This window comes from Robbsia sp. KACC 23696 (genome assembly GCF_039852015.1).
Classification (GTDB): Bacteria; Pseudomonadota; Gammaproteobacteria; order Burkholderiales; family Burkholderiaceae; genus Robbsia.
This window is the reverse complement of the sequence record NZ_CP156627.1, coordinates 942,154-954,394: the sequence shown is the minus strand read 5'-3', so window position 1 is coordinate 954,394 and position 12,241 is coordinate 942,154. Positions and strand designations below refer to the sequence as shown.

Here is a 12,241-nt window from a genome sequence, read left to right as displayed (position 1 = left end):
GTCAATGCGCCGGGCCGCCAAGGCGGCGTTCGAGATAACGGCTGAAGATCACCAGGGGGACAAACAAGGCCAGATAAAATCCCGCCGCCAACGTCAGCGGCGTCGGGCTGGCCAATACGCCAATCAGGCTTTCCGCTTGCCCTAACGTTTCCGGGAGCGCCACCGCCGTGCCGAGCGCGGCGCCTTTGCTTACCGCGATCGCGCGATTGGTCAGCAGCGGCACGGCAAGACGAATCGCCTGCGGCAGGATGATCGAAAAGAGGATACGTCCGCGCGACAAACCCAGCGCTTCGGCGGCTTCCCACTGACCACGCGGAATCGCCTGCATCGCCGAGGTAAAGATCTCGGAAGCGAACGCGGAAAGAATCGCCGCCAGCCCCAAGGTGACGGACGTCAGGGGCGTCAGCGTAATATTGATATACGGCAGGCCAAAATACAGCAGGACGATCACGACCAGCTGCGGCAAGGTGCGCAGGATATCAATGTACAGCGTGATCAAGGCATTGACCACGCGCAGTTCGGCGCAGCGGATCAAGGCCAGCACGAGACCGAAGCCGATGCCGAAGACGATCGTCATCAAGGTGACGGCGATGCTGTACTTGAACCCGCTGAGCAGCACCGGGAAGGTCTTCTCTAGAACCGCGAGATTGAAAAAATTCTCCAATAGTTGATGCACGCGGCCTCCTACCGGTTACTGAGATACATCGTGAAGCGTGAAATAAAACGATTATTTGCAGACGGCCGGATGGGCGGCTGACTCATAACCCTTGAAGCCCGGCGCGCCATAGCCCGGATAAATCGTGTCGACAGCCGAGCCCTTGTCCGGTGCGGCGCCGTACCACTTCACATACAGCTTATGCAAGGTACCGTCGCCCTTCATGCACTCGATCGCCTGCTCGACCTTATCGCGATACGCCTGGTCGTCGAGGCGGAAAGCGAAGCCGAAGTTACGACCGTCGAGTTCCTTGAAGCCAACCTTGACCATCTTGTTCTTGCTGGCGGCAAACGCAACCGTCGGAATTTCGTTCAACGTCGCGTACGCACGGTTCGTCAACACGGCCTGCATCGTGTCCGGGAACGTATCGTAGCGATCCACGGTGAAACCGTATTTCGCGGCATTCGCGGTCGCCCACGTATCGCCGGTCGTACCACGATTGACGGCAAGCACCTTGCCCTTCAGATCGTCATAGCCCTTCATCTCGGTGCTCTTCTTCATCAAGAAGCCGTTACCGGTCGAGACGACCGGTTCGGTGAAGAGCATCTTTTCGGCGCGTTCCGCCGTGATATTGATCGGCGCGATGGTGAATTCGATCCGCTTCGAGAACAACGCCGGGAAGATGCCGGAGAAATTGATGTCTTCGATCTTCGCACCGGGTCGACCCACGCGCTTGGCAATTTCATTGGCCACATCGACGCCGAAGCCTTCCGGACCGTTGGCGGTACGCACCATCCAAGGCGCGAGACCGAAGTCGCTGCCGACGGTGACCGGTTGGTCCATCGGATGATCGGCTTCGGCGGCGCTGGCGGTATGGGAGGCGAGTCCGAGCGTCAATGCCAGGCCGAGCGTGGCAACGCCGGCGGAGCAATACGCCGCTACACGGCGCAAGCCGCCATTCAGACCCGCGGGCAGGCCGGCGGTCGCGCGGGAGTCAGCAGCGCCGACGGCGCGGGAGGAAGCAATCGCCTTCATCATCATCGTGTTGTCGAGGTGGTCTGTTGCGTTAAGGTGCGAGGGTGCGGTTTTTAAGACATTCTGGTGCGACGCGGCAGCGCTCATTCCGACGCGCCGCCATACGGGTGATGGGCAATCCAATGGCGTGCGATGTCGCCGCGACGGCATACCCAGACATCGGGATGCGCCTTTACGTGATCGAGGAAGCGTGCAAGGCCAGCCGCCCGACCGGGATGCCCGACCAGTCGGAGATGCAAACCGACGGACATCATCTTCGGCGCAGTGGCGCCTTCGGCATACAGGACGTCGAAGGCATCGCGCAGGTATTCGAACAGGTCGTTGCCGGTGGCCATGCCACCTCGGATGAATTTGGCGTCGTTATTCGCCAGTCCGTAGGGGATGACCAGATGCGGCTTGTCGCCCACCTGGGTCCAGTACGGCAACTCGTCGTTATAGGCGTCGGAGTCGTAAAGAAAGCCGCCCTCCTCCGCCAGCAGGCGCCGCGTGTTCAAACCCGGACCGTAACGGCAATACCAGCCAAGCGGCCGCTCACCGACGGTACGGCGCAGGCTTTCGATCGTGTGCGCGATACGCTCGCGCTCTTCCTGCTCGCTCAACTGGATATGCTTTTCCCAGCGCCAGCCATGCGCGCACACGTCATAGCCGAACTCCTGGATCGAAGCGCATACCTCGGGGTTGCGCTCGAGCGCGAGGCCACAGCCCAGCACGGTGGCGGTAAAGCCGCGCGCGTTGATCATCTGCGTGACGCGCCACCAACCGATGCGGCTGCCATACTCGAACATCGATTCCGCGGCGAGATCACGCAGCTTCAGTCCGTCGTTGCCGCCTTCGGTCAAGCCTGCTTCGCTTTGCGGGTCACCGTCGAGTACCGACGGTTCACCGCCCTCTTCGTAGTTGATGCAGAGGTTCAAGGCAAGGCGGGCGCCATTCGGCCAGCGCGGATCCGGGGGCGTTCGCCCATAGCCGACGAAATCGCGCGGCAGGCCGCCGTCGTCGACGCCGCTGGATGACGATAACGAATAAGTCATGGGAGCGTATCCATTACGATTTCGACCGGCTCTGACAAGGGGACGAATACATCGTCGTCGTCGTTCCGGTAGTCGGCCATTACCGTCACGAAGCGCGACGGCCGGTCCAGGACGGTCAGGCCGTGATGCCAGACATTGATACCGTACGTCACAGCCTGCGTTTCATCGGCGATAAAGGCTTGCAAGGTATGAACGTCGGGAGCGCCATCGGCGCTGGCTTGTGCCACCACGACGAGATAACGGCCGGTTTCGATCGGCACGAAGGTCTGCGTGGCATGCGGATGCCGTTCCATCTTCTCGATAGTCAGCGGCAACGGCCGCACGATCGGCGGCAAGCCGATCCAAATCTCCGGCCCCTTTCCCGCGTGATCGCTGTCGAATGCCTGTTGCAGATAGGTGCGGCGTTGCGCTTCACGCAAGCTCGTCACCTGCCCGAACGGCGCGAATGCGTCCGCGGTCAGGGCTTTCGCCCCAATCCGCATTGTTGCCGGCACCGATGTCGGCGCTGTTTGCTTCCCGTCGCTCATCCCGAAAAACCCGTCTGGTTCGATTTCCGACGATTGGAACAAGCCGAAAAACAACTGTCATATGCTTAAGTTGCTACCACGTATAACGGATTGTTATTCGATACGCGTAACGGACCGCAAGCGGGGACTGACACGTCAATGCGGGAGAGAAATTCGAGATGCCGCTGGCGCTTTGCCGAAACGACAAAGGAACGCGTGGGAACGGCGGAGATGGATGGTTTTTTAAGACAATTAGCGGGCGCGGCAGGCCGGCGCGCGGGAATGCGGCTCGACGGTACCGCGCGTTACGGTGCTGTTACGTGTCACGTAACGCCACCGTAACGTCATGGCACGACACCAACGCGCGCGACGCTGAGTCGCGGATCGGTCAGGCGTGATGTGCCAGACGGAAGGTCGATACCGCGTCGGTCAACTGGCGCGTCTGAGCATGCAGCGAGGCCGCCGCGGCAGCCGCCTCTTCCACCAGTGCCGCATTTTGCTGCGTCATGCCGTCCATCTGCGTCACGGCCTGGTTGATCTGATCGATCCCCAGGCTCTGCTCCTGGGACGCGGTGCTGATTTCGCCGATGACTTGGGACACGCGCGCGATTGCCTGTGCCACTTCCTTCATCGTCGTACCGGCTCGGCCGGCACGTTCCGATCCGTCCCGGACTTGATCGGCCGATGAATCGATCAAACCGCGAATTTCCTTCGCCGACTGCGCGCTGCGTTGCGCCAGCGCACGGACTTCTCCTGCCACCACGGCGAAGCCGCGGCCTTGCTCGCCTGCACGCGCGGCTTCTACCGCCGCATTCAGGGCGAGGATATTGGTCTGGAACGCAATGCCGTCGATAACCGCGATGATCTCGCCGATACGCTCGGAGCTAGCGGCGATATCGCGCATGCGCGCCACCACCTCGTCGACCGCGCGCGCGCCGCCGGACACGACATCGAGCGCCGTACTAGCGAGTGCATTCGCCTGCGATGCGTTTTCGGCGTTCTGACGCACGGTCTGCGTGATCTGCACCATCTGACTTGCCGTCTCGCCTAGCGAAGCCGCCTGACTTTCCGTACGTGAGGACAGATCCGCATTGCCGGTGGCAATTTCGTCGGCACCGAGATTGATGCCATGGGCGGTATCGCGCACCGTTTGGACCGTTCCCGCGACGCTCGTCTGCATCGCCCGCAAGCCGGAGAACAAGCGGCCGATTTCATTGGTACCACGCTCAGGCACTTCGGTGATCAGGTCGCCCTTCGCAATACGCTGAAAGTGCAAGCCCACTTCGTCGAGCGGCTGCACCACATGGCGACGCAGCATCGTAAAAACGATCGCGATTACGGCCGCCAAGGCCAACAGAATCGCGCCGCCGATCAGGCGGAACGCGTTGAGGCGCGCATCCACGGCGTCCACGTAATGACGGCTCGCCTCGTTGCCGAAGGTCACGAACTTGCTTTGCGCGGCGAGATAGCGATCTTGAAAACCCTGGGTCGGCTGGTCCAGGAAAGCCTGAATATTGTTGCTGTCGAGGTATTGCACCAGTTCGCCCAGGGCCTGGTGATAGGCGCGATAGTTCTCGCTCAGCGCATCGGCGAGTTGCGTATTTTGCGCATCGATCTTCGGGGCGCTGGCGAACGCATTGAACGCCTGTTCGGCGGCATCGATCTGTTCTTTTCCATGTGCGACGATGTCGGTGGGTTCCGGCTTTCCGCCAATCATCCGCGTTCCCGCACGGGACAGATTGATGCGCGCATCCATCAAATGCTGCGTGGCGCTGTTGATTTCATTGACCTGCTTCAGCGCAATACTGGAGAGATTTCCGACATCGTCGTGTGCGCGGGATAGCGCAAAGAAGCCGACGCAGACCGTGACGGCCTGAAGGACAAAAAAGAGACAGAGCACGGTAAGGAGACCGCGCGACAAACTGAGACGTTGGAGCATGGCGTGGGCGAGGAACAGGGAGGACGAAAAAGAGGCCGTCCGACATCAGGGTTAACGGCTGCGCGAGCCCAGTTCTTGAGCATTTCCAGCGTTGCGCGCACCTGCCGCTTGCTACGGCGCGACACACGCATTTGATCAGAAAAATCGACCGATTACGTATCCAAAAAAGATATGAAAAAGGTAATTAAAACAGTTTTAATTGCTTGATTTTACGTAGATTTATCAAACTTGTAACGAAACACAACTTTATCGAAATTGGCCCTTCAGAGGCACGGTCGCGCGTCGTTTACAGGGGCATCACAAGAGCAAATCGTCTCCGCTTCAGAGAAGATGGCACCCGTATAGGCGATTGCAAATGAACAGCGGCACACAACAGCACACAACCCCGATCGGGGTGATTTCGATGCCCTCGGTGGACTACACGTCCGTCACGCCTTATTCTGAGATATCGCCCGCGGTACGAAGCGGTGCGTTTGACGACACACAATTGCAGACGCTGCCGCTTGCCCTGCATGTCCCGTCGGACACGCAACGTGTGCTGGACACCGTCAAGATCGCCCTGTCTTTCATGGCGCCGCCGGAAATCAGACGGAAACAGTGATTTCGTGAGCGGTGCGCCGAACTTTCCGCGACAAACCCGGCTGCAGTGATGGTTGGCACTCGTTGCGACGCACAGGAGCGAGTACACGTCCCATGCGAAGTGCCGCGGGTCCCGCTTCTCGAGTATGGCCTACTGGAAGTTCCTCACCGCGACCAATGGACGTGCGCTTGAGTGCAATGCATTGCATGCAAAACGGACTAAGCCAGCATTCATCGACACTGCGCATCGCATGACAGTATAAGTCCGCCATAAGTAGCGTCGTGCAGATGATAAGTCTCGCTGGCGATCGTCGCGACGCTGTCGACCGGCTATTTCGCTGGCATCACCGAGATAAGCGCCATTGTTACCGTGGTGTGTGCCTCCTTGCTCAGCGTCCGAAAAACCAAGGTAGTCCCCGTGCCGACATAATCTCGCCACACGATGACCGGCGCGCCTGAAGGATCGATGCTCTGCGCGGTGGGCGCGATTTTCATTTGCTTCAAAAATGCCGCGCGAAACGCTTCTGCGTTGCCGACCGAGCCAACCACGCCACAAGAGGTGGCGACACCTTTAGGGCCCGTCACTTCATCGGCGAGCAAGCCAAATGTGCCCGTCGTCAGCGAGCCAGTCCATCCTTTTCGCTTGATCGGCGCTCCGTATGTCGAAGACGAGGTCACGTCAGAGACAACATGCATCCGCATCGCCGTCGCCTTCGCATCGATATGCGTGAAGTTCGGTAGCTCGAGATTACACATCACCTCGAAAGCGTTGATCAAGGAGTCGTTTCGGTTCATCGGCAGCTTATCCGTCTGCGCAACGGTGAAACGTGGCAGAAACGATATGCATGCTAACAACAGGACGATTTTCTTCCGCAACATGACTTCCATACTAAAAAAGAGCGCCGATGGCCGGAGCATCGAAAGAGGATCCAATGCTGCAAGTTACATTGATCTAATGATATTAGCGTGTGAACGGACAAGCATGTAAGGAAATTGTCGAACGCCAGGAAGTGAATAAGACTCTGACGGCGCTTCACGCGTATGCCTTCCCGAAGCTGGTCCACGATGTTTTTCAACATGAACCCCCGTAATTAACTCAAACGCAATCCGACCTCGCCTTTCAGGGCTTGCGCGAATTTTTTATGCCGTTGTGGCTGGACGATTCTATGTCGAGCAGCGCGGCGGGTTCGCCCTCCGACCACCACCATCATCACGTCGGTGGTCACAGCGGTTCGAGTCTAGACCAATCGGGCGGCAGCAACTGTAGCAGCGGCTCAAGCTGTGGGAGCGGTTGCGGTGGTGGTAGCAGCACTGGGGATTGAAGGGATCCCGTTAGCAAGGTCTACGCTCGATCTTTGATCATGTTTCATTTGATCCACCCCGTCCCACTTTGTCTGCGCATTTTTTTCGTAACGATGTCTCGACGTCGACGTCAGCCGGATCACCCTCTCTCCCTATCGCCGCAAATCCTCCGGCGCGCTTTATGCCTCCCAGGAATGGATGTTATGAGGGCGGCCTGCCTACCTCATAAGCTCGTCTCCCGTCATTATTTGCTCACCGACACACACCCCTCAGGAGCAAACGATGAACACCTTCCAAACCTACACGATCGACACCGCACCGGCCGCCTCGAAGGAAAGCCTTGCGTCCACCAAAGCGGCATTTGGCTTCGTGCCGAACCTGCAAGCCAATATGGCAGAGTCCCCGGCGCTGCTGGCGGGCTACGGCGCGCTGTGGGACCTGTTTTCCAAAAGCACGCTGACGCCGCATGAACAACAGGTCGTCTACCTGACCTCGAATTTCGAGAACAACTGCCATTACTGCATGGCCGGCCACAGTACGCTGGCCAAGATGATCAAGATGGACCCGGCGGTTATCGCCGCGCTCCGCGCCGGCGGCGCTCTCCCGGACGCGAAACTGGAAGCACTGCATCGCTTCACGACGTTGGTCGTACGTGATCGAGGGTTTGTGTCGGACGAAGAGGTTGGCGCTTTCCTGGCCGCGGGCTATACCCGCGAAAACGTCCTCGAAGTGATCCTTGGCGTTGCAACGAAGGTGATGAGCAACTACACGAATCATATCGTCCATACCGAATTGGACGCATTCATGAAGGGCAACGAGTGGACGAAGCCCGCCGCGGTTTCCGCCTGATCCGGCGTAGCGCCAGTCAATACGCGACGCGCCCACGCAGGTTCAACCCCTTCGTTTCGACCGAGAAAAGTCATGTCTTTACAAGATAAGCTGAATGCTTTCAAAGCAGATTTCAAGGGCGGCAAGGCGCCGTACTTCGCACCGCCGGACATTCATCCAGTAATGGAACGCGCCACGGCGGAACTGATTGCTAGCGGCCAAGCCGGCCGCGCGATCAAGGCCGGCGACCGTGCGCCGCAATTCACGCTAAAGGACCAAGATGGCAATGTCGTGTCGTCGGCCGAGTTGCTGGCAAAGGGCCCGCTGATTGTCACGTTCTATCGGGGCGTCTGGTGCCCCTACTGCAATATCGAATTGCAAGCGATGAACGAGGCATTGCCGGAGTTTCGAGCGCTCGGTGCAAACGTGGTCGCAATCTCTCCGCAAACCCCGGTGAATAGTCGCAAGGCGGTTCGCACAAACGCGTTGGATTTTCCCGTGTTGAGCGATGTGAACGGTCAGACGGGCGCGGACTTCGGCCTCCGTTTTGCATTGCCGGATTACCTCGTCGATCTCTACAAAAATCTGAAGAACGACTTGCCGGCGTTCAACAACGACCCAAGCTGGACTTTGCCGATGCCGGCACGTTACGTCATCGGTCAGGGCGGCGTCGTCTTATATTCGGAGATCAATCCTGACTACACGCGTCGGCCCGACCCGTCGGACATGCTGCCGGTGCTGGAAAAAGCGGCCACGCAGGTCTAACGGTAAGCCTTGTCTACCGCCGCCGCGCTCGTCCCCGTGCGCGGCATTTTTACTTTGAGCCTATTATCCGACGAGACCGCCTTCATGACCGGCCAGACCCTGTATGTCGACGGTGGGACTTCAATCGGCAAGCTCGCTTTCTGAGAGGCCATTCTCGGCACTCCCCGCGGCGACGCCCAGCACCTCTTCGACAAAAGCGACAAACGCGCGCGCCTTGGCACTGACGAGGCGGCCAGCCGGAAAGACCGCCCACAGGTCGATTGGTGGCAACTCCCAATCGTCGAGGATCGTGACGACGGTGCCGTCTGCGATTTCGGGGGAGAACATCCATTCGGAAGCAACGGCGATGCCCATATCGCCAAACACGGCGGCACGAATGCCCTCGGCAGCGCTCACGCTGACGCGTCCCGATACGACTACGGCGGTTTCCTTTCCATCCTGACTGAATGACCAGGATTCACCACCGCCGCGCAGAGAATAGACAATCGTCTGGTGCTGGCTCAGTTCGGCAGGCGTATTCGGCGTCCCCGACTCGGCAAAGTAGGCAGGGGTTCCGACCACGACGCGGCGACTACGTGCGATGCGTCGCGCGGTCATCGTCGAATCGCTGAGCGTTCCCATACGGAGTGCGACGTCGACGCCTTGCTCCAGAAGATCGATGGTGCGGTCGTCCAGTACGATATCAATCTGCAAATCGGGATGTCGGCGTATGAATTTCTTCAGCCCCGGAAGAATATGCAATCGCGCGAAGGTTACTGCGGCACTGACACGCAAGGTTCCCGACAAGCTGGATGAGGCGTCGCGAACGACATGCTCAGCGAGTTCCACCTCCTCGATGGCACGCTTCGCGTGTTCATAGAACCTCAGGCCCGCATCGGTCGCGGTAAGGCCGCGGGTCGAGCGCAATAGCAAGCGCACGCCAAGACGTTCTTCTAATTGCGCAATCGACTTAGACACGGCCGGCTGGCCCAATTTGAGCCGCTTCGCCGCCGCGGAAAACGATCCCGCCTCGACGACACTGACATACGTTTCCATTGCGGCCATGCGGTCCATACCAGGATATCCTTCAAGATGTGCGTGGCGTTGAAGCCTTCGGCGTGAAGTCTAAACCAGGTATAGGTCGGTGTCTTCGCTTAAGAACAAGACAGCAAAATGCCCACGTGGCGGTATGAGCCCGGCACGTGGGCAATTATTTTTCGAGGCCGCGTGTATGACGGATCAACGCACCAGGCAAGGACGTTTGTTATCGAACTGCCAATCCGGCACCAGATATTGCATCGCCACGCTGTCGTCGCGCGCACCCAGACCGTGTTGCAAGTAGAGCGCGTGTGCCTTCTCCAACTCGTCGTAATCAATCTCCACACCCAGACCCGGTGTTTTCGGGACGGCGACCTTGCCGCCGACGATCTGGAACGGTTCGCGCGTCAGCCGCTGCCCATCCTGCCAGATCCAGTGAGTATCGATCGCCGTGACCTTGCCCGGTGCGGCCGCCGCGACATGCGTGAACATCGCCAGCGAAATATCGAAGTGATTATTCGAATGCGAGCCCCATGTCAGCCCCCAATCGGCGCACATCTGGGCGACCCGCACGGAGCCTTGCATCGTCCAGAAATGCGGGTCGGCGAGCGGAATATCGACGGATTGCAGTTGGACCGCATGCCCCATCTGACGCCAGTCGGTGGCGATCATATTCGTCGCCGTCGGCAGGCCGGTCGCACGCCGGAACTCCGCCATCACTTCCCGTCCGGAATAGCCGTTCTCGGCACCGCACGGATCCTCCGCATACGCCAGCACATGATGTTGATCGCGGCAGAGACGGATCGCCTCGGACAGCGACCATGCGCCGTTCGGGTCGAGCGTGATGCGTGCCTCGGGGAAGCGTTCGGCCAGCGCCGTCACCGCCTCGATTTCGGCGTCGCCCGCCAGCACACCGCCCTTCAATTTGAAATCGTTGAAGCCATAGCGGGCCTGCGCCGCCTCCGCCAATTTGACGACGGTTTCCGGCGTCAGCGCTTCCTCGGTGCGCACGCGCTCCCATTCGTCGGCCGGCTGCGATGCCGAGACATAGTCCAGCGACGTTTTGCGTCGGTCACCGACATAAAAGAGATAGCCGAGCATTTCCACCGATTCCCGCTGCTGCCCCTCGCCGAGCAAGGCCGCCACCGGCACGCCCAGATGCTGCCCGAGCAAGTCCAGCATGGCCGCTTCCAAGGCCGTCACCGCGTGAATCGTCGTGCGCAAATCGAAGGTTTGCAATCCGCGTCCGCCGACGTCGCGATCAGCAAACGCTTCGCGCGCCTGATTCAACAGGCCACGCATATTGCCGATCGACTGTCCGACCAGCAGCGCTCGCGCGTCGTCGATGGTCTGACGGATTTTTTCGCCGCCCGGTACTTCACCCACGCCGGTATTGCCCGCGCTATCCTTCAGCAATACGATATTGCGCGTGAAATACGGTCCGTGGGCACCGCTCAGATTCAGCAGCATGCTGTCCCGGCCCGCGACCGGAACGACGCGCAGTTCGGTAATGGTAGGAGCGCCTTTGGCGTTGAGGGAAGGGGCAGTCATCGAAAAATCCTCTCGGTAAGCCTGGGTTTAGCAATCGCCGCGTGCAGGTGAGCGCTACACGCGAAATGGGGCGTTGCAAGTAAAATCGGTTGTCCGACAACAAGTCTACTGAAGTTGTCCGACAAGGCCAATTCGGCGTTAACCCGTATTACGCCCAAGCGTATAGCCTGCAAAATGACGTAACCCGCTCATTGGAATGCCAATAACTTATATGACGTCCTACATCTATCAAGACTGCTTTGGCCTTCGTAGCGCGTCCCATCGATTGGACGCGTTGCGGGTCTGGCCGCTCCGCCGGGGCGCGTCATGACGTCTTTGACCGATAAAGTCGTCGCTACCCTGTTGCGCGACATCTCGGATGGCACGCTTCAGCCAGGGATGCGCCTACCGACGGAGAACGGCCTGATGCGTCGATTCGCCGTGAGCCGCTCCGTCGTGCGCGAGGCGATATCCCGTATGCAAGCAGAACGCATCGTCGAAACCCGACACGGTGTGGGCAGCTTCGTGATGACGCCCGCGGCAGACGTGGTCCAATTGGACGCACCGGTGCGAACGACATTGGTCGATGCATTCGCCATTCTCGAATTCCGTACCGAAATAGAATCGGCCGCTGCCGCGTTTGCGGCGACGCGTCGGACGGAAGCGCATTTGACGCAAATGGCGCGGGCGCTGGAACACTTCGACAGCGCCTTGCGCACCGGCAGTACCGATGTGGTCGCGCATGACGTGGCGTTTCACACCGCCATCGCGGCGGCCAGTGGCAATCGGTATTTTCTGGATGTGCTGCAACAAATGGGGCGCGGCGTCAGCCCTCGATCACAGCTGAAGGCGAAGGAAATCGCGGCGCTGGACCGGGTCGCGCTGTTATACGAGGTGCTTCGCGAGCATCGGATGATCGAGCAGGCCATCGTCCGGCGCGACGCCGACGATGCCCGTGCCGCGATGCGAATGCATCTTGCTCATAGTCGCGAACGCTTAAGGGCCGCGTCGGGCCTGGCGCAGACCTATTGAAGCCGTTGCGCCATCTCAGCGA

12 protein-coding genes are annotated in these 12,241 nt (G+C 59.5%); 4 read left to right on the top strand and 8 right to left on the bottom strand.

Annotation, left to right across the window (positions count from 1 at the left end; translation table 11 throughout):
* Nucleotide 1: 1 nt before the first annotated feature.
* The 5 genes from ABEG21_RS18800 to ABEG21_RS18780 form a co-directional block, all read right to left on the bottom strand.
* Nucleotides 2-676 (bottom strand): amino acid ABC transporter permease, encoded by a 675-nt coding sequence (locus tag ABEG21_RS18800; protein ID WP_347556943.1) that lies wholly within the window; start codon nucleotides 674-676, stop codon nucleotides 2-4.
* Nucleotides 677-727: 51 nt separating this feature from the next.
* Complete coding sequence (locus ABEG21_RS18795) at nucleotides 728-1,777, bottom strand: ABC transporter substrate-binding protein (RefSeq protein ID WP_347556942.1); 1,050 nt, start codon at nucleotides 1,775-1,777, stop codon at nucleotides 728-730.
* Nucleotides 1,774-2,721: an allantoinase PuuE gene (locus ABEG21_RS18790; RefSeq protein ID WP_347556941.1), complete on the bottom strand. Its 948-nt coding sequence runs from the start codon at nucleotides 2,719-2,721 to the stop codon at nucleotides 1,774-1,776. Before ABEG21_RS18790 ends, ABEG21_RS18795 begins: the two co-directional genes overlap by 4 nt.
* Nucleotides 2,718-3,248, bottom strand: coding sequence for an ureidoglycolate lyase (locus ABEG21_RS18785; RefSeq protein WP_347556940.1), 531 nt, complete (start codon nucleotides 3,246-3,248; stop codon nucleotides 2,718-2,720). The genes ABEG21_RS18790 and ABEG21_RS18785 overlap by 4 nt, the downstream gene beginning before the upstream one ends.
* 367 nt (nucleotides 3,249-3,615) lie before the next feature.
* Nucleotides 3,616-5,166, bottom strand: coding sequence for a methyl-accepting chemotaxis protein (locus ABEG21_RS18780; protein WP_347556939.1), 1,551 nt, complete (start codon nucleotides 5,164-5,166; stop codon nucleotides 3,616-3,618).
* A gap of 355 nt (nucleotides 5,167-5,521) precedes the next feature.
* On the opposite strand from ABEG21_RS18780, the gene ABEG21_RS18775 reads away from it, so the two are divergent.
* Nucleotides 5,522-5,767: a hypothetical protein gene (locus ABEG21_RS18775; protein ID WP_347556938.1), complete on the top strand. Its 246-nt coding sequence runs from the start codon at nucleotides 5,522-5,524 to the stop codon at nucleotides 5,765-5,767.
* A 308-nt stretch (nucleotides 5,768-6,075) separates the two neighbouring features.
* Here the strand turns inward: ABEG21_RS18775 and ABEG21_RS18770 are convergent, their stop codons facing one another.
* Nucleotides 6,076-6,633, bottom strand: a complete 558-nt coding sequence (locus ABEG21_RS18770; protein ID WP_347556937.1) for a hypothetical protein — start codon at nucleotides 6,631-6,633, stop codon at nucleotides 6,076-6,078.
* A gap of 696 nt (nucleotides 6,634-7,329) precedes the next feature.
* Here ABEG21_RS18770 and ABEG21_RS18765 point away from each other — a divergent pair.
* Both ABEG21_RS18765 and ABEG21_RS18760 read left to right on the top strand, forming a co-directional pair.
* Nucleotides 7,330-7,896 (top strand): carboxymuconolactone decarboxylase family protein, encoded by a 567-nt coding sequence (locus ABEG21_RS18765; RefSeq protein ID WP_347556935.1) that lies wholly within the window; start codon nucleotides 7,330-7,332, stop codon nucleotides 7,894-7,896.
* Nucleotides 7,897-7,968: 72 nt separating this feature from the next.
* Nucleotides 7,969-8,640: a peroxiredoxin-like family protein gene (locus tag ABEG21_RS18760; RefSeq protein ID WP_347556934.1), complete on the top strand. Its 672-nt coding sequence runs from the start codon at nucleotides 7,969-7,971 to the stop codon at nucleotides 8,638-8,640.
* A gap of 120 nt (nucleotides 8,641-8,760) precedes the next feature.
* Here the strand turns inward: ABEG21_RS18760 and ABEG21_RS18755 are convergent, their stop codons facing one another.
* The gene (locus ABEG21_RS18755) at nucleotides 8,761-9,693 is read right to left on the bottom strand and encodes a LysR family transcriptional regulator (RefSeq protein ID WP_347556933.1); all 933 of its coding nucleotides are present in this window, start codon (nucleotides 9,691-9,693) and stop codon (nucleotides 8,761-8,763) included.
* 165 nt (nucleotides 9,694-9,858) lie between these two features.
* A complete protein-coding gene (gene gudD / locus ABEG21_RS18750; protein WP_347556932.1) occupies nucleotides 9,859-11,208 on the bottom strand; it encodes a glucarate dehydratase in 1,350 nt (449 codons plus the stop codon).
* 306 nt (nucleotides 11,209-11,514) lie between these two features.
* Between gudD and ABEG21_RS18745 the strand changes: the two genes are divergently transcribed.
* Entirely contained in the window at nucleotides 11,515-12,219 is a 705-nt protein-coding gene (locus tag ABEG21_RS18745; protein WP_347556931.1) for an FCD domain-containing protein, read from the top strand.
* The last annotated feature ends 22 nt before the right edge of the window (nucleotides 12,220-12,241 follow it).